Origin of the sequence: Paenibacillus sp. FSL L8-0494 (genome assembly GCF_038003695.1) — a bacterium.
Taxonomy (GTDB): domain Bacteria; phylum Bacillota; class Bacilli; order Paenibacillales; family Paenibacillaceae; genus Paenibacillus_AQ; species Paenibacillus_AQ odorifer.
This window is the reverse complement of record NZ_JBBOPQ010000001.1, coordinates 6,489,234-6,515,653: the sequence shown is the minus strand read 5'-3', so window position 1 is coordinate 6,515,653 and position 26,420 is coordinate 6,489,234. Positions and strand designations below refer to the sequence as shown.

General features: G+C 46.2%; 18 protein-coding genes and 1 pseudogene. 15 read left to right on the top strand and 4 right to left on the bottom strand.

Going from position 1 to position 26,420, the window contains the following annotated elements:
* Positions 1-189 precede the first annotated feature (189 nt).
* The 9 genes from NYE35_RS29415 (at position 190) to NYE35_RS29375 (ending at position 12,248) form a co-directional block, all read left to right on the top strand.
* Positions 190-1,989 carry a DEAD/DEAH box helicase gene (locus tag NYE35_RS29415; protein WP_076099691.1) on the top strand — a complete coding sequence of 600 codons (1,800 nt, stop codon included), beginning with the start codon at positions 190-192 and terminating at the stop codon, positions 1,987-1,989.
* 200 nt (positions 1,990-2,189) lie between these two features.
* Positions 2,190-3,065 carry a M15 family metallopeptidase gene (locus NYE35_RS29410; protein WP_076105035.1) on the top strand — a complete coding sequence of 292 codons (876 nt, stop codon included), beginning with the start codon at positions 2,190-2,192 and terminating at the stop codon, positions 3,063-3,065.
* Between the two features lie 141 nt (positions 3,066-3,206).
* Positions 3,207-3,683, top strand: coding sequence for a glutathione peroxidase (locus NYE35_RS29405; RefSeq protein WP_036681956.1), 477 nt, complete (start codon positions 3,207-3,209; stop codon positions 3,681-3,683).
* A gap of 249 nt (positions 3,684-3,932) precedes the next feature.
* Positions 3,933-5,567, top strand: coding sequence for a formate--tetrahydrofolate ligase (locus tag NYE35_RS29400; protein WP_341122341.1), 1,635 nt, complete (start codon positions 3,933-3,935; stop codon positions 5,565-5,567).
* 337 nt (positions 5,568-5,904) lie between these two features.
* Positions 5,905-7,269 (top strand): FAD-dependent oxidoreductase, encoded by a 1,365-nt coding sequence (locus NYE35_RS29395; protein ID WP_076099688.1) that lies wholly within the window; start codon positions 5,905-5,907, stop codon positions 7,267-7,269.
* 1,246 nt (positions 7,270-8,515) lie between these two features.
* A complete protein-coding gene (locus NYE35_RS29390; protein ID WP_036681949.1) occupies positions 8,516-9,343 on the top strand; it encodes a formate/nitrite transporter family protein in 828 nt (275 codons plus the stop codon).
* Between the two features lie 460 nt (positions 9,344-9,803).
* Positions 9,804-11,024, top strand: a complete 1,221-nt coding sequence (locus NYE35_RS29385) for an MFS transporter (protein ID WP_076099687.1) — start codon at positions 9,804-9,806, stop codon at positions 11,022-11,024.
* Positions 11,025-11,092: 68 nt separating this feature from the next.
* Positions 11,093-11,623: a GNAT family N-acetyltransferase gene (locus tag NYE35_RS29380; protein ID WP_076106975.1), complete on the top strand. Its 531-nt coding sequence runs from the start codon at positions 11,093-11,095 to the stop codon at positions 11,621-11,623.
* On the top strand, positions 11,604-12,248 hold the full coding sequence (locus NYE35_RS29375; protein ID WP_081388015.1) for an MOSC domain-containing protein: 645 nt from the start codon (positions 11,604-11,606) through the stop codon (positions 12,246-12,248). Before NYE35_RS29380 ends, NYE35_RS29375 begins: the two co-directional genes overlap by 20 nt.
* Positions 12,249-12,337: 89 nt before the next feature.
* On the opposite strand, the gene NYE35_RS29370 is transcribed toward NYE35_RS29375, so the two are convergent.
* A complete protein-coding gene (locus tag NYE35_RS29370) occupies positions 12,338-12,886 on the bottom strand; it encodes a GNAT family N-acetyltransferase (protein WP_036681941.1) in 549 nt (182 codons plus the stop codon).
* 230 nt (positions 12,887-13,116) lie between these two features.
* Between NYE35_RS29370 and NYE35_RS29365 the strand changes: the two genes are divergently transcribed.
* Positions 13,117-14,823 carry a glutamine--tRNA ligase/YqeY domain fusion protein gene (locus NYE35_RS29365; protein ID WP_038574952.1) on the top strand — a complete coding sequence of 569 codons (1,707 nt, stop codon included), beginning with the start codon at positions 13,117-13,119 and terminating at the stop codon, positions 14,821-14,823.
* An 85-nt stretch (positions 14,824-14,908) separates the two neighbouring features.
* Here the strand turns inward: NYE35_RS29365 and NYE35_RS29360 are convergent, their stop codons facing one another.
* Complete coding sequence (locus NYE35_RS29360) at positions 14,909-16,144, bottom strand: MFS transporter (RefSeq protein WP_305953522.1); 1,236 nt, start codon at positions 16,142-16,144, stop codon at positions 14,909-14,911.
* Positions 16,145-16,505: 361 nt separating this feature from the next.
* On the opposite strand from NYE35_RS29360, the gene NYE35_RS29355 reads away from it, so the two are divergent.
* The 4 genes and pseudogenes from NYE35_RS29355 to NYE35_RS31505 form a co-directional block, all read left to right on the top strand.
* Positions 16,506-18,362: an ABC transporter ATP-binding protein gene (locus NYE35_RS29355; protein WP_038573659.1), complete on the top strand. Its 1,857-nt coding sequence runs from the start codon at positions 16,506-16,508 to the stop codon at positions 18,360-18,362.
* The gene (locus NYE35_RS29350) at positions 18,292-18,969 is read left to right on the top strand and encodes a response regulator transcription factor (protein WP_036681932.1); all 678 of its coding nucleotides are present in this window, start codon (positions 18,292-18,294) and stop codon (positions 18,967-18,969) included. Before NYE35_RS29355 ends, NYE35_RS29350 begins: the two co-directional genes overlap by 71 nt.
* Positions 18,966-20,018, top strand: coding sequence for a HAMP domain-containing sensor histidine kinase (locus tag NYE35_RS29345; protein ID WP_036681931.1), 1,053 nt, complete (start codon positions 18,966-18,968; stop codon positions 20,016-20,018). The genes NYE35_RS29350 and NYE35_RS29345 overlap by 4 nt, the downstream gene beginning before the upstream one ends.
* Positions 20,019-20,048: 30 nt before the next feature.
* Positions 20,049-20,156: pseudogene (locus tag NYE35_RS31505) on the top strand (S-layer homology domain-containing protein); the annotation flags it as partial.
* A 125-nt stretch (positions 20,157-20,281) separates the two neighbouring features.
* Here NYE35_RS31505 and moaA read toward each other — a convergent pair.
* Positions 20,282-21,283: a GTP 3',8-cyclase MoaA gene (gene moaA, locus NYE35_RS29340; protein WP_036681928.1), complete on the bottom strand. Its 1,002-nt coding sequence runs from the start codon at positions 21,281-21,283 to the stop codon at positions 20,282-20,284.
* 420 nt (positions 21,284-21,703) lie between these two features.
* On the opposite strand from moaA, the gene NYE35_RS29335 reads away from it, so the two are divergent.
* Positions 21,704-22,396 (top strand): TorD/DmsD family molecular chaperone, encoded by a 693-nt coding sequence (locus NYE35_RS29335; RefSeq protein ID WP_036681926.1) that lies wholly within the window; start codon positions 21,704-21,706, stop codon positions 22,394-22,396.
* An 801-nt stretch (positions 22,397-23,197) separates the two neighbouring features.
* On the opposite strand, the gene NYE35_RS29330 is transcribed toward NYE35_RS29335, so the two are convergent.
* Complete coding sequence (locus tag NYE35_RS29330) at positions 23,198-26,365, bottom strand: efflux RND transporter permease subunit (protein WP_038573655.1); 3,168 nt, start codon at positions 26,363-26,365, stop codon at positions 23,198-23,200.
* Positions 26,366-26,420: the final 55 nt, after the last annotated feature.

Genomic DNA, 26,420 nt, shown 5'->3' with positions numbered 1-26,420 from the left:
AAGGGATACATGGGACGGAAGGATGCCGGTGACGGTGTTCTTCCGCTTTTGTTTGAATATAGCTGAATCTGAAGCATATGCCCCAGAACAGGACAGCCTATGCAGGCTGCCTCATACAGGGCTTTTGAAGACGGAAGTTAAGAAAGAGATGTAATCAAATTAAACCGAGAAAATAGTGAGGTGGAGAATTTGCCGGGATTTAAAGATTTAGGAGTTTCAGAATTACTGTGTACATTGCTTCAAGGTCAAGGCATTGTTAAGCCTACACCAGTGCAGCAGGAAGCCATTCCGCCATTGGTGCAGGGTTTGGACGTAATAGCTAGAGCGAAGACAGGTACAGGGAAGACTTTGGCCTTTTTGCTGCCAATTATGGACAAGATCCATACGGAGCGGGCTTATCCTCAGGCGCTGATTATGGCTCCTACACGTGAGCTGGCTTTGCAGATTACAGAAGAAGCACGCAAGCTGGCGCGTCATACGGATATCAAAATATTGGCGGTTTACGGTGGTCAGGATGTAGAGAAGCAACTGCGCAAGCTGGAAGGCGGCAGACATCTTATCATCGGTACACCGGGCAGACTTTTGGATCATATGCGCCGGGAGACGCTGGATCTTAGCGGCGTAAAAATGCTCGTTCTGGACGAAGCCGATCAAATGCTGCACATGGGCTTCTTGGAGGATGTTGAGACAATCATTACGGCTGTGCCTTATCGTCGTCAGACTATGTTGTTCTCCGCGACAATGCCTGATCCGATTAAACGTCTCGCTGCTAATTACATGAAAGAGCCACTGGATATCATCATTAAGAGTGGTTCTCCAATTCCGCTGGATAATATCAAACAGCAAGTAGTGGAATGCTCGGACCGTAATAAAGAAGAAGCGCTCAAATCCCTCATTGAACGGGATCGTCCTTACTTGGCTATTATTTTCTGCCGGACGAAACGGCGGGTGTCCAATCTGAACGAAGCGCTGCAAGCAGCCGGTTATGAATGTGACGAGCTGCACGGTGATTTGTCCCAAGGTAAACGTGAAGGTGTGATGAAAAGATTCCGTGATGCGAAGCTGCAGCTGCTAGTAGCGACAGACGTAGCAGCTCGGGGTCTGGATGTTGAAGGTATTACTCACATCTTTAACTATGATATGCCGCTTGATGTGGATAGCTATATTCACCGGATCGGACGGACTGGCCGTGCTGGAGGCAAAGGGCTTGCAATTACTTTCGTATCTCCACGTGATCAAGAGGGTCTGGATTTGATCGAGCATGGCATCTCGCAGCGGCTGGATCGCCGTCGTTACGAGAAGGATGAATTCGGCGTTGGCGAATTCATCCCTGTGCAAGGCGGCGGACGCCACGGCGGTCGCCAAAGCGGCGGCGCTGAGGCAGCGCGCACGGGCCGCGGGCCGAAGACCGGCGGCTCTGGCCGCGGCGGAGCTCCGCGCGGCGAAGGCGGAGCGCGGCAAGGTGGCCGTGGCCGCGGTAAAGAAGCAGGCGGCTGGGGCGCGCCTGCAGAAGGACGCCGCGGTCGTTCCGATGCGGCGGCTGGCAAGCGGGGCGGCAGCGGTTATGACGCTGCTGCTCCTAAGGGCGGCGGCAAGGCTGCCGGTGTAGTGCGAGTAGGCGGCGGCTATGGCGCCTTCGCCTCCAGAGGCGAAGCGTCTGCCAGCGGCAACGCGGCAACGCCTAGCACCGGTTCGCGCGGTGCGAACCGGAAGGGCGGACCAAGCACTGGCTACAGTGAGAACGTAGCTAGAGGTGCGGACGGCGGTGCCTACACTGGAGGCACTCCACGTGGCGGCTTAGGCAGCGGCTATGGTTCAGGCCCGTCTAGAGGCGGCAAAGGTGGTAAAGGCAGCAAAGGTGGATACGGCGGTGCCAAGGGTGGCGCTGCTGGCAAAGGCGGCCGCAACAGCGGTGGTGGATCTTCACGCGGTGGCCGTAGCAATGGATCCGGTGGCTTTAAAAGCGGCGGTCGCGGCACTTCCAGATAAAGTTAGTAGAGTTTTATAGATGAAACTTGTTACCATAGGGTAGTTAGCGCTGAAGCTAATGACCTATGGTAACCTTTATTTTATAGCGTGGAACATATTGATTTTTATTTTTAAATTAGGTTCTTAGTGAAACATTTATGAAGGAAAGCCTGTCTAATAGATAAATAGAATGTTCGGCTTCGAGGAGGAAGAACTTACAGATGTCAAAAAAATTTAAAATTATAATCTTGTTAATTGTCGTTATTGCTGTCGGTTGGGGAATAGGAAAGTACACGTCTCCTTCTGCTTCGGAGAGTAACGGTTCTAATATAAATGTGGGGGATAATCTTCAAGGTGAGCCTGGGAATACGGGGGAAAGTGATGGAGGGGGGATTACAGACCCGGCAGTAGCTGATCCATCTGATACTCCAGATTCATCTAATCCATCTGAACCCTCTAATCCGCCTGAATCAGGCGGTGATAATGCGGGTAGTGTTCCAGATCCTATTTCTGCAGAGCCTGATAGTATTACAGTGATGGTAAATAAGCAGTACGGCTTGCCTGATAATTATAAACCAACGGATCTTGTCTATCCTGATGTCCGTTTTACATTCAAAGAGAAAATCGAAAAGCGTATGATGCGAAGTGAAGCTGCCAAAGCCTTGGAGAAGATGTTCGCAGGTGCAGAGGAAGACGGAATTTATTTAGCAGGCGTTTCTGCATACCGGTCACAGGCAACCCAGACGACTTTGTATAACCGTTATGTGGAGAGAGATGGGGAAGAAAAAGCCCGTACTTACAGTGCAGTCCCCGGCTACAGCGAGCATCAGACCGGGCTGGCTATTGATGTCTCGGGAAGTGATGGAAAATGTGCCGCCGAGAGCTGTTTTGGTGGGACGAAGGAAGCCGAGTGGTTGGCCAAGCATGTAGGGGAATATGGTTTTATCATCAGATATCCTGAAGGTAAGCAAGACATTACCGGATATAAGTACGAGCCTTGGCATATCCGTTATGTAGGCAAGGACATTGCAACTTATATCAATGAGAAGGATATTACGTTGGAAGAATATTATGACGCAATTCCGGTATCGAAATAACACAGACGCAGAGAGCAGTCCTATGAAATGGGTAGGGCTGCTTTTTCTATGGCAATACAAAGAGTTCAGAAGTTGCATTCCCTTACAGTTCGGGTAAGATACGTAGTGTAGTCCAAGTACAAGGAAGGAAGGGGAATAAAGATGTCGATCTACAATTTTGCCGGCGTTACACCTTCGGGTAAAGAAGTGCCGTTTGCGGAGTATGAAGGTAAGGTGCTGCTGATTGCTAATACGGCTAGTAAGTGCGGACTTACACCACAGTATGGAGACCTTCAGAAGCTATACGAACAGTATAGCGATCAAGGACTTGTAGTATTAGGATTCCCCTGCAACCAGTTTGCGGGTCAGGAGCCAGGTACGAGTGAAGAGGCTGAGGAATTTTGTCAGATTAATTATGGAGTTACCTTTCCTGTCTTCGCCAAAGTTGATGTTAATGGACCGGATGCCAGCCCGCTTTTCAATTATTTGAAGGAGCAGCAGCCTGGTGCTGGAGACAGCAGCGACATTAGCTGGAATTTCACGAAATTTCTTATTGATCGCAGCGGCAATGTAGTGGCTCGTGTGGAGCCCAAAGAATCGCCGGAAACGATGAAACAACATATTGAGTCACTCCTGTAGACCCTTTATGGGGTTAGTTGCAGAGTGATCTTCCAAGTATCCCTTCGACTCGGTTTCGACCGATGCTCGCGGGGATTTTCTTTTTTTAAAAGGATTAATGGAGATTGCCTTGAATTTTTATTGTGATAAATTATACTTGACGCTTTAAAAAGACCATGTATCCTTTGAAGAGAATATAGCAACTGTGCGAACATGCATAAAAAAGTGGAGTACAGCAGGATAATAACGGCAGGAGGGTTTTATACAAGCATGAAGTTAATTACAGAGGTAGCAGCACAAGCAGGGATCGACGAGCAGCATCTGGAACTATACGGCAAATATAAAAGCAAACTCTCGCCATCCTTATGGGAGGAAATGAAAAAAAAGCCAGATGGCAAGCTGGTTCTGGTCACTGCGGTGAATCCCACCCCTGCTGGCGAGGGTAAGACCTTAACAACCATCGGGTTGGCGCAGGCAATGAATGCAGCAGGTGTGAAGACTGTGGCTGCTTTACGTGAGCCGTCGCTCGGGCCTTGCTTAGGGATGAAGGGCGGTGCAACAGGCGGCGGGAAGTCGCAGATTGTTCCGGCTGATGAGATTAATTTGCACTTTACCGGTGATATTCATGCGGTGACTTCTGCGCATAATTTATTGTCCGCAATGATTGATAATCATATCTTCCAAGGCAATGAGCTGGGACTGGATCCGCAGCGTATCGTTTGGAAACGTGTCATGGATATGAATGACCGCAGCCTGCGCAGTATTGTGACTGGGCTCGGAGACGGAAACGGAGCCGTACGGGAAAGTGGCTTTCAGATTACAACGGCTTCTGAGATTATGGCTGTGTTATGCCTATGCGATAGCCTCATTGATCTCAAGAAGCGTTTGAACCGTATTCTAATTGGTTATGACCAAGAGGGACAACCGGTGACAGCCGAGCGAATCGGGGCCGTTGAAGCGATGACAGCGCTGCTTAAGGAAGCAGTTAAGCCAAACTTGGTACAGACTCTGGAAGGTACGCCTGTTATTGTGCACGGGGGTCCGTTTGCGAATATCGCTCATGGCTGCAGCAGTGTTATTGGCACTCGTTATGCCCTTAAGCTAGGGGATGTTGTGGTCACCGAAGCAGGCTTCGGAGCGGATCTTGGTGCAGAGAAATTCATGGATATCAAATGCCAACAGGCCGGGTTAACCCCTTCTGCTGCTGTTCTTGTCGTAACTGTTAAGTCCTTGAAATATAACGGTGGTGTGCCTAAAGGTGAGCTTCTAACCGAGAATCGGACGGCGCTGCGCGCGGGATTGGTGAATTTAGAACGCCATGTAGAGAATCTCGGTAAATTTGGAGTCCCTGTTTTAGTTGCCATTAATCATTTTGAAGGGGACAGTGAGGGCGAGATTAACGATGTACTGGAGGCCTGCCGCAATTTAAACGTGCCGGCTGCAATCTCAAAAGTATGGGCGGAAGGTAGTGCAGGTGGACAGGAGCTGGCTTCTGAGCTGAACAAGCTCTTGAATAATAGTGGCACGAGCCACTTTGCTCCTTTGTATGAGAAAGATCTCGACATTTCATCCAAAATCAACAAAATTGTCCGTGAGATTTACCGCGGGGCAGAAGTGAACTTTTCTCCGGCGGCTAAGCGTAGTCTGGCGGTTATTGAGCGGCTTGGGCTAAATGATCTTCAAGTATGTTTGGCGAAGACGCCTTATTCCTTCTCCGACCAGCCTAGACTCCTCGGAGCACCGGAAGGTTTTACGATTGGTGTCCGAGATATTACTCTTTCGCTTGGTGCAGGCTTTGCGGTAGTTATTACAGGCAATATCGTTACGATGCCAGGTCTGCCAGCTAAGCCAGCTGCTGAGGGACTATGGATGGACGAGAACGGAGAGATTCACGGTCTGGTGTAAAAGTGTTTTAATAAAAGGCTTCTCCTTGCTGGTATTAGAGGGGAAGCCTTTTTTATGCTTCCTTTGGATTCCTGCAAATGCGGATCATAATGTACCCCTCACGTGGCAAAGCTAATGAGGTCGTCGCATTCGGCAGCAGTGGCGGAAAAAAACTTAAAATTGTGAACAATTTGAGGATATAGGCGGAAAAGACTTGTAATGTGATAAATATCACAATATAATCATTTTATAAAGTGAAATAAATCACAACTAACCCATTGTTGATCAGATTTCATCATTGATCGGTCATGCAAGTCAAATATATAACCCGATTGTCCATTTGAAGGAGGAAGAGATAATGAAAGTAGCTGTCATTGGATGTACCCATGCCGGAACCGCCGCAATTGTGAATACTGCTCAGCTTTACCCGGATGCCGAGATTACTGTATATGAGCGTAATGATAATATTTCCTTCTTATCCTGTGGAATTGCCTTGTATGTAGGTGGAGTGGTTAAAGACCCAGAGGGGCTATTCTATTCTTCACCAGAAAAGCTTGCAGAGCTTGGCGTAAAGACCAATATGCGTCATGAAGTAACTGCAGTGGATACGAAGTCCAAAACATTGCGTGTACGCAATCTGGAGACAGGCCACGAGTTCGCTGACACCTACGATAAGCTGATTATGACTACAGGTTCATGGCCGATTGTGCCGAAGCTTGAAGGATTTGAACTCGAGGGGATTTTACTTTCCAAGAACTATGATCATTCCAACACTATTATAGAAAAAGCTAAACAAGCGAATAAAATCACCGTCGTCGGCGCTGGATATATCGGCGTTGAACTGGTGGAAGCTTTTCAAATGAATGGGAAGCAAGTTACGCTAATTGATGGTGAAGATCGCATTCTGAGTAAATATCTGGATCAAGAATTTACTGCACCGATCGAACAATCTTTTCAGGATCATGGGATTAAATTGGCACTGAATGAGAAGGTCAGCTCTTTTGCGGGCAAAGATGGTAAGGTAACAAAGGTTATTACAAGCAAAGGAGAGCATGAAACAGATCTGGTCATTCTCTGCATTGGTTTCCGTCCTAATACTGAACTCTTAAAAGGTCAAGTCGATATGCTGCCTAATGGTGCCATTGTGGTCAATAACTATATGCAGACTAGCTGCCCAGATGTATATGCCGCGGGCGACAGCTGTGCGATTCACTACAACCCTACAGGCAAACACGCCTATATCCCACTGGCAACCAATGCTGTGCGGATGGGAACCTTAGTTGCACGCAACTTGGTAACAGAGACCATTCCTTATATGGGTACACAAGGGACTTCGGGCATTAAGATTTATGAAGATAATATCGCTGCAACAGGGCTTACTGAAGAAGGAGCTAAGGCTGAAGGAATGGACGTGGAAACCGCCATGATTATTGATAACTACCGTCCAGAATTTATGCCCACCTTTGAGCAGGTTCAGTTAAAAGTAGTGTTTGATCGCGCCACACGCCGTATTCTCGGGGCTCAAATTATGTCCAAGATGGATCTGACGCAATCGATCAACACAGTGTCTGTATGTATTCAAAATCAAATGACAATCGACCAACTAGCCTTTATCGATTTCTTCTTCCAACCGCATTACAACAAACCTTGGAACTTCCTGAATACAGTAGGTCTTCAAGCGCTGCCGACAACATTACCAAGCAAAGAGGCTGTAACAGTTTAAAAAGAAACGATTGTTTCTGAGTGATTTATCGACGAAAAAGATAACCTTATAAAGCTAGAAAAGCAGCGATTCTCCTGTAACGGGAGGATTGCTGCTTTTTTTGTTAGGTGCAGAATGATTAGCTGCATAGGTAGGTACGATCCAATGGCTTCGGCGATGGTAGCGAGCCAAATGTGCTCGAAAGCTACAGTTAAGGTCATTTGAGTCCGATGTCCGATACAAGCCAAATGTGCTCAAAAGTTACGTATAAGGTCATCTGAGTCCGATCGTGCTGAATCACCGCCCTCCTTAGAAGTTTTCGGACTCAGAAGCCGCTATATAGCAAATAATCGCTGTTTGAGTATGATTTCGGACTCCAATGCAGCTATTACATAAAATGAGGTACAACTAGTGTGTTTTTGGTGGCAATAGCGACTATGGGGTCCGATAGCAAGCCAAATGTGCTCAAAAGTTACGTATAAGGTCATCTGAGTCCGATCGTGCTGAATCAACGCCCACCGCAGAAGCTTTCGGACTCAGAAGCCGCTAATTAGCAAATAATCGCCTTTTGAGTGTGATTTCGGACTCCAATGCAGCTATTGCATAGAATGAGGTTCATTTAGTGTGTTTTTCGTGCCAATAGCGACTATGGGGTCCGATAGCGAGCCAAATGTGCTCAAATGCTACGAATAGGGTCATCTGAGTCCGATGTCCGATGGCAAGTCAAATGTGCTCGAAAGTTACGAATAAGGTCATCTGAGTCCGATCGTGCTGAATCAACGCCCACCGCAGAAGCTTTCGGACTCAGAAGCCGCTATTTAGCAATTAATCGCCTTTTGAGTGTGATTTCGGACTCCAATGCAGCTATTACATAAAATGAGGTACAACTAGTGTGTTTTTGGTGGCAATAGCGACTATGGGGTCCGATAGCAAGCCAAATGTGCTCGAAAGTTACGAATAGGGTCAACTGAGTCCGATGTCCGATAGCGAGGTATAGCTACAGTGAGATATAGCTGCATATAAGGACAACTGTGTCCGATAGCTGCTGCGTACGCTCAAATGTAATCCAACGAAACAAGATATGCTGGCTTAGTCGGTCATACATAAACTTCTATTTGTGCACAGGTCGCAGTAAATTTGACATGTCAGTGAAAACTTTCACTTAGTTTTCTCAAAGTGATAATTATCACGTTAATGTGTTTTACGACACGCTACAATGGTCATAAAGGAACAAATTTGAAGTAAATAGATGAAGGAGATAGGAACCATGGCTTATAGCAAACCGCAGCAAATTGCCGAAGTAACTGTAGAGAATGGCATAAAAAAAGCTCATAATCCGCTAAGTACCGTACTTATTCTGGGCTTTTTGGGAGGAGCGTTTATTGCGCTCGGGTTTTTATTGGATATTCGCGTCATTGCTGGCGCACCACAGGAATGGGGTTCCATTGCTAACTTTATCGGAGCCGCAGTCTTCCCCGTTGGGCTGATCATGGTACTCCTTGCAGGTGGAGAACTGCTGACAGGGAATATGATGGCCGTGCCGCTCGCTTTTATGGCTAAGAAGATTTCTTTCTGGGAAGTTGTGAAGAATCTTTTGCTCATTACGATTAGTAATCTGGCAGGGGCATTATTTGTAGCTTATTTCTTCGGTCATGTGGTGGGTTTAACTTCAGAGGGTGTGTACTTAGAAAAATTGGTGGATATGGCTGGTCATAAAATCGATGCAGAATTCTTTCCGGCATTTGTTTCGGGTATCGGCTGTAACTGGCTCGTTGCGCTGGCAGTATGGCTCTCCTATGGAGCAGATAACTTCAGCGGCAAAATCCTTGGTATTTGGTTCCCAACGATGGCCTTTGTTGCGATCGGATTCCAGCACGTTGTAGCTAACATGTTCCTAATTCCAGCAGCTATTTTTGAAGGTTACTATTCATGGGGGCAATACTTCACTAACTTTGTTCCCGTCTGGCTCGGCAATCTAACGGGTGGAGCAATATTTGTCGCAGCTGCCTATTGGATGGCATACTTGCGTAAAGCACCTACGGCTATTCAATCCGTAGATAGCATGTCCGGCAGCAGTGTCAAAAAACACGCTTAAGCTCGTCTTATAGAGCACTCCATAGAACATTCAAGGTCTGCCTTATTGGTGGCGTTAATGTTTTAGGGGTGCTTTTTGTTATGTAGACACAAAAAAATCCGCCGTGATATATCCGCGCTCGGGGGAACGAAATCGGATCACGGCGAATTTTGAAGGGGGAGTGTTTCTAGGCTCTATTACCCTGTCTTTCTAAAAGCGAATCAGTTTCTTCTTGTTTAGTTTGCTTTACGGACGACAGCCACGGCTTTAAAATAAGAATAGATATTAGAGCTAGGAAGGACTGCGGACGTGAACCCCAAGGGAGACGGGATAATTCATGCGATATGTTCGTTTTATCCTCTAGATTTCATGCATACTTTATCACGATAAAACGTCAATGTGTATGCTTGCTCATAACCCTGTTTTGGGATGATACTGGATGGAATAATGACACATATATAACAGGGGATGTACACTACTTATGAAGTTTTTACAGGCATATCCAAAAGAAGTGAAAATATTTCTAATTGCCAGCCTAATTAATGCAACAGGTAGTGCGCTGATGTGGCCGCTCGTTACGATGTATGTATTTGATGAGCTTGGACGCAGCATGTCAGATGCTGGACTGGTGATTCTTATTCAATCGGTTGGTGGGATCGTGGGTCAACTACTCGGGGGCTCACTCTATCATAAGGTAGGCGTTAACCGGCTGATTGTCGGAGCGCTCGCCATGAATGCTTTGGCACTGTTCACCTTGCCGGCAGCTAGTAACAACTGGACGTTATTTATGGTTGCAATGGGACTGGTAGGATTATTTAATTCCTTATCATTACCTGCCATTCAGGCATTTATCGGCTTTCGTTTCACGAAGCAGCGTGGTGAGCTGTTTAATGTTATTTATGTCGCCAATAATATTGGTGTAGCACTGGGTACGGCATTAAGTGGTTTTTTGGCCGATATTTCTTATATGCTAAGCTTTGTGATGAATGGTGTAACCTCGGCTGTATTTGCGGGTTTCTTTTTTGTATATCTGAAGAAAATCGGTGGAGAACCTGCGCATGAGGTAATGGGGCATCAGAAGAATGAACCAGAGAAACAATCCACGTGGAAGCTAATGGGGCATACTCGTATTTATCTTTATATGGGGATCGGTTCTTTGTTCCTGCTTCTCGGTAACTCTATCTGGAATACAGGTGTATCTCCGTTCATTATTTCAGAGGGCTGGCCTAAGAAAACTTATGGTTTTCTCTGGACACTGAACGGTATTTTGATTTTTGCAGCGCAGCCATTGGTAACAATGATTAAGCGCTGGTTCGCGTCTACCTCAACGGCGCAAATGACTGCAAGTGCCCTGTTTTATTTGGGTGGCTATGCGTTTCTTTTGTGGATGCCTAATTATCCTGGTTTAGTGCTTGGAATGGTGCTTGCTACACTGGGAGAAATGCTGATTTCTCCAGCGATGCCATCCTTTATCTCGGATCATGCGGGGCGCAGCGCACCATTTTATTTGGGACTAAGCGGAGGGATTGGTGCGGTCGGGAGAGTCATTGGCCCTTACTTCATGGGCAGACTTTATGATAGCGGTGGTTTGGCACCAACAGCCTGGCTGGCCTGTGCGATGGCGCTGCTGTCTGTAGGATTTTTCGTCATCCATGCTTTATTCAATCGTAAAGGCCATTCATTAGAGCGGTCCGTAGGATAACTATACATAGTGGATTCCAACATCTGCTGTGAATTCTATAGAGGTGCAAGGCAAGGGGTGTACATCTTATGAAACAAATCAACAAGGCAAGGTTAACTATTAGACCATCAGAGATTAAAGACGTGCGAGAACTGATTGATCTGGACCATCTGATTTGGACAGAGGACACTAGCCCGGGACCTATGTTGTGGCGCTCACAAGAGGATTTCTTGCTGAATGCTCCCCCGGGCTCTCAGCTCGTAGCACTGCAAGATGACAAGCTATGTGGATATGTCGGGTTTGGCTGCCCTAGTAGAATGGAGAGCAACCGGCATGTGTGCGAGGTTAATATTGCTGTTCATCCGAACTATCAACGTTTAGGCATCGGCCGGCAGCTCATGGAAGCCATTAAGGGACATGCTGCGGCGCATGCTATTCGCAAGCTTCGCCTGCGTGTATTATCCTGTAATGAATCAGCGATTTCTTTTTACCGGGAATGCGGTTTTGTGGAAGAGGGGCGTCTGCGGGAGGAGTTTTATCTTGGCGGCCGTTATGTGGATGAGGTATTTATGAGCTGCATGCTGACAGGAGGAAATGGATATGGAGATCATCTCGCTTAACGTCGGTCGGCCGGTGACGGTGGATTATCGGGGGAAACCTTTGGAGACCGGAATTTATAAAACGCCTGTAGAAGGATCGGTTCGGCTGCATACCAATGGATTTGTTGGAGATGGTCAGGCAGATCTTAAACATCATGGAGGTCCTGACAAGGCGGTATGCGCCTATCCCATTGAGCATTATTCTTATTGGGAACAGCAGCTTGGAAAGAAACTGGAGTACTCGGCTTTTGGAGAAAATATCACCACGACGGGTCTGCTGGAGACAGAGGTGTGTATTGGCGATGTATATGAAATAGGCACCACTTTGCTTCAGGTCAGCCAGCCACGATACCCTTGCTTCAAAATCTCACAAAAGCATGGACCCGCAGATCTCCCGGCTCAAGTTCTGGATACAGGGTATAGCGGATTTTACTTGCGTGTACTTCGTGAAGGAATGATTTCAACCGGCGATGCAATTGTCAAAAAAGAAAATGGAGACAGCAATGCGTCTGTGGCGCATGTACTGCATTTAATGCAGGTTGGGCTGCAAGAGGAAGCTGCTCTGGCAGAGCTTGTGGAGCTGGAAGCCCTCTCAGCCGTAGTGCGGAACAAGTTTCGAAAACAGCTGGGTATGCCAGAGATCTAGTCTTGGTCTGCTCAATAAAATAAACCTGGGGGCGTGTGCCAGCCAGGTTTATTTCTGCTTGTGTGTTTGTTTAACTTTGCTTACGTAACTTAGCCGAGCAGTTGCCACTCACTACGCAATAAACCATATACGGCGTGATTCACGTAGCCATCGGGCAGCTTTTCTGCCTGTCTGATCACACCTTCGAGCACAAACCCAAGCCGTTCAGGAATTGCCCGGCTAGTTACGTTGGCGGTCGCGCAGCGAATTTCTACCCGCTGCAGCTCCATTTCCAGCAGTGCGTAGTCTACTAGAACTCGGCAGGCACTGGTCATATAACCTTTGCCTTCATAGCCATCACCAAGCCAATAACCAATCCCTACGGAACGGTTATGCCAGTCAATCTGGTGATACCCAATGACGCCGGCGAGCTCGCCGCGGACCCAAAGTCCAGCAGTGAAGGCGCCATTGTCGGTGCCTTGTTTTATAGCATTTTTAATGAAATTAAGGGTGTGATCCTGTTCCGTAACGGCATCAACCCAAGGAAGCCATTGCCTAAGTCGTTCCCGCGAGCGCTCCACTAACGCGAATATGTGCCTAGCATGCTCAGGCATGAGTGGCTTTAAGATAAGCTCTTCGTCGATGACATAATTAAACAAGCAGTTGCCTCCTTTTCGGCACAAGGCCTTATGTATGATTATGGATTTTTTCTTATGATTATCATGCTACTCTATCGCCCGCAGAGAAGTCAAAAGGTCTAAAGATGCTAAAAATTGATCCAGGCCATGTGCCCCCTTTTATTGAACAATCTACAGTTAACGGGTATATTAGTAGGAAACATGTTTATACAAGAAGTAGTGTAACACTACAGAACGAAAGGTTGATAGCTGTGGAGAACCGTACTACCCCCTCCAATTTTATTAAAAATGTTATTACCGAAGACCTCCGTACGGGTAAAGTAAAAGAAGTTGTCACACGCTTTCCGCCGGAGCCGAACGGTTACTTACATATCGGACATGCCAAGGCGATTTGGATTAACTTTACACTGGCGGACGAGTTCGGTGGCAAGACTAACCTAAGATTTGACGACACGAATCCTGCCAAAGAAGATACGGAATATGTGAACTCCATTCAGGAAGATGTAAAGTGGCTGGGTTATGAATGGGAAGAGCTGCGTTTTGCATCGGATTATTTTGAGGAAATGTACAAACGTGCCGAATTATTAATTACTAAAGGTAAAGCTTATGTAGATGACCTCAGCGCGGATGAAATTCGCCAATTGCGGGGAACGCTGACAGAGCCAGGACAGAACAGTCCACATCGTGAGCGCAGCATCGAAGAGAATTTGGATCTGTTCCGCCGTATGCGGGCAGGGGAATTCAAAGATGGTGAGAAGGTTCTTCGTGCCAAGATCGATATGGCATCACCAAATATTAATCTGCGTGATCCTGTCATCTATCGGATTACTCATGCGCATCACCATAATACAGGGGATAAATGGTGCATCTATCCGATGTATACGTTCGCTCATCCACTTGAGGACGCTATTGAAGGAGTAACTCACTCCCTTTGTTCGCTTGAGTTTGAAGATCAACGCCCATTTTATGATTGGGTCGTAGCGGAATGTGAGATGCCTTCAGTTCCGCATCAATATGAATTCGGCCGTCTGAATCTCGCTCAAACCATGACTAGTAAACGTAAGCTGAAGCTGCTGGTAGACGAAAAACATGTGGATGGCTGGGACGATCCGCGGATGCCAACGATCTCCGGCCTGCGCCGCAGAGGATATACGCCGGAAGCGATTCGTAAATTCGTGTACGAAGCAGGGATCTCCAAGAGTCAGGGTCTAGTGGACCTGCAAATGCTGGAGCACTTTATCCGGGAAGACCTTAAGTTAACTGTGCCTCGCACCATGGCTATACTTCGTCCGCTTAAGGTTGTTATCACCAATTATCCGGAAGGCCAAACAGAATGGCTTGAAGCGGAGAATAATACAGAGAATGAAGAAATGGGTGTACGCCAAATTCCGTTCTCTCGTGAGATTTATGTTGAGCGCGACGACTTTATGGAGAATCCGCCCAATAAATATTTCCGCTTGTTCCCCGGCAATGAAGTACGCCTGAAGCATGCTTATTTCATCAAATGTAATGAAGTCATTAAAGATGAGAATGGCGAGGTTGTTGAACTGCATTGTACGTATGATCCGGAAACAAAGAGTGGCAGTGGATTTACAGGCCGTAAGGTAAAAGGTACTCTGCACTGGGTAGAAGCTAGTCAAGCTGTGCCTGCAGAATTCCGTTTATACGAGCCACTGATTTCTGCTGAAGAAGTAGATGAAGCTGCAGAAGTTGAAGGTCTGGATTCCACGGTAGAGAAAGCGGAGCCTAGCTTCTTGGATCAGCTTAATCCTAAATCCATTGAAATCTTACAAGGTTTTGTGGAACCCGCGCTTAAGGACAGTGTGGCTCAGGATAAATTCCAGTTCTTCCGTCATGGCTATTTTAATGTAGATAGCAAATATTCGGCGCCTGGGCATCTCGTATTCAATCTTATCGTTTCACTGAAGAGTTCATTTCAGCCTCCAAAACAAGGCTAACACTTGATTCGTTCAGGTTCTTTATAATAAAACAGGCTCAAACGTCCCGTTTAGGTACGTTTGAGCCTGTTTTTTATATTTTCGCTTATAATATTTCGATGTGAGAGAGTTCTTCCTCATCCTCTGTAGGGGGCCGGTAGCCTCCACGGTTTACAAAGAGCCACATGAAAGTAAAGCCTAGCGTTCCAAACAGTGTCAAGAAGACACCCGCTTGATACATGCTCTGTGCCCCTAGATTTTGATACATCCACCCTCCGAGAACTCCTCCAACAATACCGGCTATACCGCTCCAAGTCAGTGTGTAGAGCGCTTGTCCTGAAGCACGGTAAGGTCTTGGAATAAGAAGCATGGTCAGTTGAGTGCCTACATAGAAGAAACCACCAAATGTTATGCAGTGTAAAATTTGAATGAGCACTACTTGGAGGGCTGTAGTCGCGTCCGCCATGAACCACCATCGTAGTACGAATAAAGCGCTAACCAGTGCAAGCCAGCCGAGCAGAACAGATATTTTACGTTTAAGGAATCGGTCGCAGAGAACAAATACACCCACTTCCAAAATAGAGGAGAGGAATACTGCGAGACCAATCATTCCCTTGGAGCCGCCTAGGTCCGTAATATACAAAGACATGAATGTAGTGTTCATGGTGTTCGGTATGGAAACTAGGATACCAAACAATATGAAACACAAGAAAAAGGGATTATAAATTAGTTTGCTGAAGCCTCTATACGGCATAGGAGCCATGCCAATGGTATGGTTAAGTTTCGGTAATGCAAGAATGGATAACATTGATGCACATAGTAAGCCTGCAAACAGATAGGACAAGATAGATACACCAGCCCAATCTAGGACCAATCCGGCGGCAATTGCAATTAGTGCCCACCCCAATGAACCCCAAAGCCGAAAAGAACGGAAGCGATAGTTAGTTCCGTCAATATAGCTGAGAATCATCGTATTGCTCTGAGCAAATAACGGTCCTTGGAAGAAATAGAACAAAAGAATGGAGATGTAGATCATCTCATATGTATTTGCCCGAAACATAAGCTGGGATAACACTAATGTTCCGATTAACATAAGCAAAACGATTCGCCGGATATTCTGGTATCGGTCAGTCCAGATCGCCCAGAATGGATTTGCAAAGATGGATACTAGCGCACCCATAGAGAATACGGCACCGATCTCTAATTTGTTCATCCCTACATCCAGCAGGTATAGTTGAAAGAAGCTGGAGAAGAGGACCATGGTTCCGTATACAAAAAAATTGAACCATTTTAAAGACGTGAAAGAAGATGGATAGTTAACGCCTTTCCGCAAATGCGTCACTCCTTTCCCACTAGATGTCTTGCATGGATATACTGACCAATATTAGGCCCTTCTATCACTGTAACACGTGTTGAAAAGGGATACAAACTTCCTTTTTTACTTTTTTACATTTTTTTAACGTTTATTTAAATTTGATCCGCTAAGTGACAAAAAACGCATATAACAAGTTTGCAGGTGGCAGAAATGTTAAGAGATCGCTCCTCCTTACTAGGAATATGCCTGAGGATTACCCTATCTACGTCGTACAAAAGCGGATCAACGGGTTTAACTTCAGTTTACAATTCAGGGCTAGGATGGGGTTAAGCGAAACAGAGATGATACACTCTTCTCGCAGAGTCACCAAGAAAAGGGGAGTTTTTGCATGAGAAAATCCGAAGCTAAGGGGAAAACGGCGCTGAAGCCATTCCTCACATTATTAAAAGAGACCAAGCCTTCATACGGCTTATTGGCAATAGCCATTGCACTAAGCATGATCTCGACATTGGTTAGTCTGGTGATCCCAATGTTCACCAAAAATCTGGTGGATGGCTTTTCTTTGGCCTCCGTCAGCAAGCTGCAAATTGCGGGTATAGCGGGTGCTTTTATCGCGCAGACGATCGCCGGGGGAATTTCCATCTATCTGCTGAATTACGTGGGCCAGAAGATGGTTGCAGGTCTACGTGACCGGTTATGGCGTAAATTTTTAGTATTGCCAGTAGCTTATTACAATGATAATCGAACAGGAGAAAGCGTCAGCCGGATGACGAATGATACAGGGATCATCAAAACGCTGATTTCTGAACATCTGGCCAGCTTATTTACCGGAGTGATCTCCATTGTGGGCTCCATTGCTGTGCTGTTATTTTTAAATTGGAAAATGACGCTTGTTCTATTCACCGTTCTTCCACTATCTGCGTTGATTCTGGTGCCGCTTGGACGGCAGATGTACAAAATCTCCAAAGGTATGCAGGACGAAACAGCCTCTTTTACCGCGACACTTAGTGGTGTATTGTCAGAAATCCGTCTGGTGAAATCCTCGGGTGCAGAGAAAAAAGAGTACGAAGCAGGCAAAACCGGAATTATGAACCTGCTCTCCTTTGGTATTCGTGAAGGCAAAATCAGCGCTATGATCAGTCCACTTGTCTCTTTTGTTTTTATGATGTTACTTGTGGTCATTATCGGTTATGGCGGAATGCAGGTATCTTCCGGGGCTTTGACAGCTGGAGAGCTGGTAGCCTTTATCCTGTATCTTATTCAGATTATTATGCCGCTTACTCAATTGACCACGTTCTTTACACAGATTCAGAAGGCTAAAGGGGCATCAGAGCGCATTATTGAAACCCTGGCAGCAGAAGAGGAGGTATATGAGGGCCAGGAAGAGGCGAACGGTGCAGAAGGTCCTATCTCGGTAGAAGATCTAAGCTTTGGATATAAAAATGGTGAGAATGTGCTAACCGATGTAAGCTTTCGGATGCTTCCGGGTCAGGTGACGGCTATTGTTGGACCGAGCGGGGGCGGCAAGACTACATTATTTTCACTGCTCGAACGATTCTATGAGCCTCAGAAAGGTATGGTTAAGTTAGGTGATAAACCAGTGTCAACCTTCTCTTTACGCTCATGGCGGAAACTGATCGGGTATGTCTCACAGGAAAGCCCATTATTGGCAGGTACGATTGCTGAGAATTTAACCTATGGATTGGATCGCGACGTTAGCATGGAGGAGATGCGTGCAGCAGCAGCAATGGCTTATGCAGATGGCTTTATCGATGAGCTTCCTGAAGGATATAATACGGATGTTGGTGAGAGAGGTGTGAAGCTCTCAGGTGGACAGCGGCAACGGATTGCTATTGCTAGAGCGCTGCTGCGGAATCCAAAGATTCTTATGCTTGATGAGGCTACCTCCAGTCTGGATAGCCAATCAGAGTCCGTAGTACAGAAAGCACTGTCCAATTTGATGAAGGGCCGGACTACGATTGTAATTGCGCACCGTTTGGCTACTGTTGTAAATGCTGAGCAGATTATTTTTATGGAAAAGGGCCAGATTACCGGGATGGGAAGACATGAAGAACTGCTGGAAAACCATGAGCTGTATCGTGAATTTGCCACCCAGCAGCTGCAGATGAATAACCTTGAGATTCAAGACAATAAAGAGGAGGCTCCAGTGATACATGACAAAAATACTAGTAGCGGACGACGATCCGCACATCCGCGAATTGGTAGAAGTATTTCTGAGAGCTGAGGGGATGGATGACATCTATGGAGCTTCTGATGGACTGGAGGCTCTTCAGATTCTGGAGAGCCATAACATAGACTTAGCCATTATTGATGTGATGATGCCCAATTTGGATGGCTGGGAGCTGTGCCGGAAGATGCGCCAAACTTATGATTTTCCGATATTGATGCTGACGGCTAAGGGTGAGACCTCCCAAATTGTGAAGGGCTTTGAACTGGGAAGTGATGACTATCTCGTCAAACCCTTTGAGCCAGTGGTGCTTATTGCGCGAGTAAAGGCGCTGCTCAAACGTTACCAAATCTCTGCTGCACAAAGTGTGGGGATCGGCCGGCTGCGAATGAATCGTAAAACCTACGAGGTATCCTCAGAGTATGGAGAAGTCACCTTGCCGCTTAAGGAATTTGAGCTGTTGTTTAAGCTGGGCAGCTATCCGGGGCAGACATTGACTAGAGACAGGCTGATCGAAGAGATATGGGGTTATGATTTTGAAGGGAATGAGCGGACGCTCGATGTGCATATCAACCGTTTACGCGAACGGTTCGCTCCAGATAAATACGGGTTTGTTATTCGTACCATCCGCGGATTAGGCTATCGGCTGGAGGCAGAGGCATGAACCGGTTTAAGGAGCTTCTTAAGCGGATTGGGATGACTTTTATTTACTTCGGTGGCGTTGGGATTAGCTGGAGTGCAGCTTATTTCTTAATGAACTGGATATATGGCAGGGTTGGACGCCCCTCTTCGGAGTATTTGACCCAGTTAATCGGCGTGATGGTCGGAATTGTGATTTTGTTCATGATGGCATTGGTAACCTCCAAGTTATTCCGGGGCTGGGAACGTGTTTTTTATAAATCAATTATCGAAGGTTTAGGGCGTATTGCTAAGGGTGATTTCAATGTGGTACTCGATAATACTAAGGACTATGGTGATTTTGGTGAGATTGTAGAGAGCATCAACGTAATGGCCAGCGAACTGAGTCAGATGGAGACCATGCGTCAAGACTTTATCTCTAATGTATCGCATGAAATTCAATCTCCGCTAACCTCTATTCGGGGGTTTGCTCTTGCGCTGCAGGATGAAACTTTGAGTGTGAAGAGCAGGAGGCACTACCTTAATATTATCGTGGCTGAGAGTACCCGTGTATCTGGGCTCAGTGATAATTTATTGAAGCTGTCCGCGCTTGAATCGGGCAATTTTCCGTTTGAAAATCAGATTTACCGCCTGGATAAGCAGCTTAGAGATACGATTCTGGCTTCTGAACCACAGTGGTTGGAGAAAAATATAGAGGTAGAGGCTGAACTGGAAGAAGTGAATGTATCTGCTGTAAAAGATTTAATGAGCCAGGTCTGGACCAATCTACTGCATAACAGCATCAAGTTTACTCCGCAGAACGGTTACATCCATATTAGCCTTCGCATGGTGGATGAGCAGGTAGAGGTGGAGATTCAAGATAGCGGGATTGGCATCTCGGAGGAAGATCTGCCTCGGATCTTCGAGCGTTTCTATAAGGCAGATAAAGCTAGAACCGCAAGTGGTGGCGGTAGTGGACTGGGTCTGTCACTGGTTAAAAAAATCGTTGAGCTGCATGAAGGTAAGGTAACTGTACATAGTCGTCCGGGGGAAGGAACCGCCTTTAAGGTGAGCTTGCGAGTACGAAAGAAATAAACTTGCTGTATGTGAAAAACAGCTGAAGCTGGTATTCTGGGTGGATTCGAGGATAACACCTTCCGTCCTGAGAATAATGCCACAAGAGCCGAGGCAGGAGCGACTATTTATAAGCTGCTCGAAGCTCTGTCTCTCTAATAGTGATTGAATAGTTCATCGCTAAGCTTTAAACCAAACGCCGCTTTCCCAGATTGTTCAGTGGGAAAGCGGCGTTTTTTGTATTTATGAAATTAAAAGAGGAACTATAATACCGGGATGGACGTTTATCCACCAATTTGAGACATGCGCCGAGCTGTCGGCGTGTGGCTTTGTGCTTTTTTCTCCAGAGCTAAGGCCATTTCATGGTTATGAGGTTTGTTGCCCAGCGCTTTCCGGAATAAGGCCTGCACAGCAGCAGGATCGCTTATTAAAGGACGGACATTGTATTCATCTGCCCAATACAGGCAAGCTTTGATGTGCCCATCTGCGGTAAGTCTCAGGCGGTTGCAATTATCGCAGAAGTGATCGCTCACCGGATGAATCAGGCCGAATGTACCAGGGGCTCCAACAACCCGCCGATTCTGGGAAGGGCCATTCCCGGAGGGCATTTCTGCTGCTTCCGTTTCCCAACCAGCCTCAGTACAAGCTTCTACAACCCTTTCCAGAGGCAGATAAGTTTGGCGCCAAGCATCAGTAGCACTGCCAATCGGCATGTATTCTATAAAGCGTACATTTAGAGGACTCTCCAGCGTAAGGGAGATGAAGTCTTTGATTTCGTCGTCATTAATTCCTTTCATCAATACAACGTTAAGCTTTATCGGTTGAAGTCCGGCGGCTTGTGCGGCCTCGATCCCCTTTAATACCTTGGCGACTTCACCGCCACGAGTAATCATAGAAAATCGATCCTGCCGTAAAGAGTCTAGGCTGATGTTTACCCGTGACAGACCAGCCTCTTTTAACAGCGCGGCTTTGGCTGGAAGCATTAAACCATTTGTAGTCAGCGAAATATCTTCTATACCTGGAATCGCGGATATCATCGCAACAAGCTTTTCCAGATCTTTGCGGACAAGAGGTTCTCCGCCAGTTAGTCGTACTTTACGTAATCCAAGAGGGGCTAGCGACTTAACGACTGCGGTAATTTCCTCGTAACTTAGAATCTCGTCCTGCGGTTGGAATTGCATCCCTTCCGCTGGCATACAATAGATGCAACGCAGGTTGCAGCGGTCGGTAACCGAAATGCGGATGTAATCGTGTAAACGTCCAAAAGGGTCCGTCAGCGGCTCCATGGCGTTGCTCCCTTCCTTTAAATCTGGCTGATAAATTGCTCTTAAATTTTCTCGTATAAACGCCTAACGTCACTAACAGGATAGAACGCGAAGATGTTTATACTTGTTTAGAATTTTAAAGATTGCTTGGATTCACGTCAATGAGCAAAGTTCTGGACGACAGGGTTTCATTACATAAAACTGGACAAACTAGATAAGAAGATAACGCATATTGAACAACGAAAAGTGTGACAAAAGTACGACAAATAAAGTTTTTAGACATAGAATGCTCACGGAAAGCGCTTTTAATTTCCGATATAATCTAGGTGCGGATTAGTTTTAACGTTCACTTTTGCGAAAACAGATAGGATACCGGAAACCGCACGTCGGTAATGTGTGTGACGGAGAGTGACCGGGAAACCATTGAGGAGGATTTGCAAAATGAGTACACATACTGTTCCATCGCTCACCGTTCCGGAGGCTTTTAGCCGTTGGTTGGAAAGTCGGGGATTAATATATCAGCTTTTAGTGGATTTTTTGGGTAGAAAACCATCACTCTCTCTAGTGGCTCAATGGAGCCGCCATCGCCAGATGAGTGTAGCGGCAGAGATGACAGAAGGCGGTCGGGAGCTGAAGCGCTATTTGAGTCAGGAACCGAACAAGCTGCCAATGATATGCGAGAAAGAGAGCAAAGAATATAAACGGCTTATGCAAGAACAGTCCGTTAGTTCTTTTAAATTGCGCGAAGCAGCGATTTTAGGTCGTTCGGAGGATTTCTGCAACGTGCTTGCAGATGTGTACACCTCCGCTGGAATTGTATTCAATAAGTGTAATGGTGAAGCCGATGATCATATTGCTATTGAGCTCGAATTTATGGCAGTCATGCATGAGCGTATGCTTTACAATAGTTTTTCAATAAGAAGTGCTATGGAGCTGCTTGATATTCAGGAGTCCTTTTTGGAAAAGCATCTACTTCAATGGACACCGCAGTTCTGTCAGAAACTAAATGCAGCAACAGATAGTCCGCTATATCTAGGCCTCTCTCATATGCTTGAGGAGTTTCTGCCACTTGATCTGCAAATGCTTCGTTCCTGGAGAGCTTCATTGGAGAGCAGTGCAGCTACAAGCATTTAATATTAGAAAGCCCGACCTAATTGATAGGTCGGGCTTTTGCGTGCTATTCAAGTAGATATGAAGCTTTAATAGAAGCTCTGTAGAAGCACAAATAGAAGTACCATGTGAAGCATCCTAGTGATGATCTAGTTAAACTCCGATAGAAGTAGAGGCTGACACACCAACTGAAGTAGTAATTGAAGTACCAACCGAAGCGTCTTATTGTTGCCCAACTGAAGCACCGATAGACTAATTGGGGAATTTCTCCCTGAAATTCTGGGATTTTCAGTCATCAGACTAATAATTAGGGAAAACCTCCCTAAAATATAGCTGATTCGGTGGTAATTAAAGAAATCCCCTTATTATCAGGGAGGAAATCCCTAATTTCGTTCATTTAGAGAAAATATTGGCTTTTTTCAGGGAATTTTCCCCTAATTAGTTTAAGATCCACTCCGCACATCGCCCAAACACAGAACGCAGTAAACACAAATGTACGCCGTCCAAACGACCCACGCAGATCACCCGCTGTATGCCGCGAACCCCACCATAAATCGCACATCGTCCACCGCTCTTCGTATATCATCCAGCGCTCACGGTATATCGCCCTCCGCTACGCACAAACGCACATCATCCACCGCTCTCCACACACCGTTCAACCTAATGGCATAGAACACCACTAGGCGTGGCGCACAGTCTATTTGCTAAAGTAAGAATCCAATGTATAGCCTATTTTCTAAAAAAAGAAGCTGCCTCATAAGTAGAATTCACTACTTTGGAGACAGCCTCTTGTTTAAATCTAATTTACTTGTTCACATCATAGTTCTAATCAATTACCTTTTTGCTGCGGAATTTCATCAGGAATTCATACACGACTGGCACTACTACAAGTGTCAGCAGCGTGGAACTGACCAAACCACCGATTACGGTCACGCCGAGCCCCTTAGAGATAATTCCTGCACTATTTTCAAGTCCAGTAACCAATGGCAGCAATGCACCAATCGTTGCAAGGGCAGTCATCAGGATTGGACGTAAACGTGTGCCACCTGCTTCAAGCAAGGCTTGACGCGTAGTGAGTCCTTCTTTTTCCTTATGAATAACGCGGTCGATGAGGACAATCGCATTCGTTACTACGATACCAATCAACATCAGCGCACCCATGAGCGAGGACACGTTTAAGGTTTCCCCAGCGATCAGCAAGGCAACGAGTACCCCAATCACTGTGAAAGGAAGTGAGAACAGGATAGCGAATGGTGCTAATCCACCGCCAAATGTAACCACAAGCACGAAGTATACGATGGCAATAGCGGCCGCCATAGCAATTCCTAATTGACCAAACGTATCATTGATCTGCTCGGTTACACCGCCGAAGGTAACAGTTACACCATCAGGCAATTCCATAGCATCTACTTTTTCTTTCACGCTGTTCGAAGCGCTATTCACGTCACTCGAAATAATTTCGGCAGTAACATCTACCTTCATTTTACCGTCCATACGAGTAATCGAGTCAGGGGAGGAGCCATTTTCAATTTTAGCGACTTGCCCGATTGGCACGGAGATGCCTAGTGGCGATGTCAAAGTAGCCTCTTCCATTTCTTTAATGCTCTTGTACGTTTCTTTATCTGTTTCGATATAGACTTTGTAGTTCTTGCCGTCCAATTCTACTTCTGTGAGCACTGGACGCGTGCCTGCTGGACTCAGCTTCATCGCAATTTGTCCGGCTGTAAGTCCAAGGGAGCTAAGCTTCTGTTGATCCGCTACAATCGTATATTGATCGTATGCTTCTTTGAGACTTGTTTCCGCGTCTTTGAAATTAGTGGTGTCAGCCTGTACGATTGAGGCAATCTCATCCGCGACCGGCTTCAGCTGATCCAGTTCATCTCCGAATACATTCACGGTTAGAGTGCTTCCACCCATACCTCCACTCATCAGAGCGGACATGTCACCCCATACACCATCTGGCACTTCTGCGGTCAAACCTTCAATAAGTTTCTCTTTAACAGCTTCGAAATCAGGAGTATCACTATCATAAACGATGAAAAATAGTCCTGAATTGCTGGATCCACCCATACCCATCGGGCTTCCACCGCCGATGGAATATTGCATTTTGTCTATATGCTTCTGCGCTAAAATGTATTTTTCAGCTTTCAGACCTTGTTCTTGAACTTCCTCAATCCGTTGTCCAGCCTTTGGTGAATAAGTAAGCATTACAGTTTTATCCTCTTGGGATGGCATGAAGCTTACACCAATAGGCTTGATTAAGAATAAGCTGCCCGCAAGGAGAAGAACGGCAACTCCAAACGTAACGAGTTTATGAGAAAGACACCAGTTCAGAATCTTTTGATAACCAGCAGAAAGTTTGTCTGGTTTCTCGCTGTGAGTTTTTTTACCTTTCAATCCATTACGGAACAACGAGTGAGCCATTGCAGGAACTAGGGTAATCGCAACTACTAATGAAGCGAGCAGGGCGAAGACCATGGTTAGAGCGAAAGGCAAGAACAGCTCACCAACCATACCACTAACCAAAGCAAGTGGTAAGAACACCGCGATGGTTACAATTGTAGAGGACATGATAGGCACGAACATTTCACGCGTGGCTGCACTGATTAATTCTCTGCCCTTCAGTTTCTCACCAGATAAGGAGAGCCGTCGATATATGTTCTCTATAACTACAATCGAGTCATCGACTACCCGCCCGATCGCGACCGTCATCGCTCCAAGTGTCATCATATTAAGCGTAATGTTCATCTGCCGCAGACACAGCACTGCAATCAGCAGGGATAATGGAATAGAGATGATAGAAATAATCGTCGAACGAATATTCCGCAGGAACACCAAAATGATAATTACTGCGAATAAGGCACCAAACACAGCTTTGGACAACATCGTATTTACGGAGTCCTCAATGGGCTTACCTTGGTCAAGCAGAACAGTAAGGTCAATGCCTTTATATTGTGCTTTTAATTCTTCAGTTTTGTCTTTAACGCCATTTACAACATCAACAGTGTTGGCATCATTGGCTTTGACAATCTGAATACCGATCGATTCTTTACCATTTGTACGGGAGATGGATTCGGAATTCCCCACAACCTCAATCGTGGCCAACTCTCCGAGCTTCACGGTTGGAAGTCCCATACTTGCAGCTCCGCCAGGAGCAGCATTTCCAGCACCTGCACCAGCAGCTCCGTTAGCAGCACCAGCGCCGGTAGCTCCAGCACCTGCAGCACCTGCAGCGTTAGCGCCAGTTGGCATTACCGGTATGGTCACATTTTTAAGATCTTCAACGGTAGTGATGTTGCCGTCCACGACAACTGCCTTTTGAGCCTTGTCCATCTCGAATAGTCCTAGTGGAACACGGAGGGAAGAGCCTTGAATGATACCTTTAACGGTATCTTCAGTCAGTCCATATTGGCTGAGCTTATCTTGATTGAATTTAAGTGATACTTCTTTGACGTATTGACCAGAGATTTGAATAGAAGCCACACCCTCAACATCCTCTAGGGCTGGGCGAATATCGTTCTCAGCAATACGTGTCAATTCCTCAAGGTCCTGGGTATCTCCATTGGAAAGACTGAGCGAAACGACAGGCATTGAGCTAAGGCTAAAACGGGAAATGGAAGGCTTCTGCACATTGTCTGGCAATGAGACCTCATTTAGCGATTCGCGCACTGCTGCTGTAGCATTATCCAGATTTGTTCCGTAATCGAATTCAATTTGGATACTGGAGGCATTCTCCAGAGAAGTGGAGGTGATCGTCTTTACACCATCCACATTGCGGAGCTTTTGCTCCAACGGTTTGCTGACATCATTAACGACGCCTTCTGGTGCGGCCCCCGGATAAATGGTTGTTACGCTAAGATAGGGTATACTAATATTAGGCAAGGTTTCTTGCTTCATCGTCAGTCCGCTATATAAACCGGCAAACACAATAATTATCGTCAGAAGCCAAATGGCAAATTTGTTCCTGAGCGAGAAATTAATTAAGCTTTTCATAAGTTTCGTTTCTGCTCCTCTCGGCCCTTTTCTTTACGAAATAAGGCGCCATTAT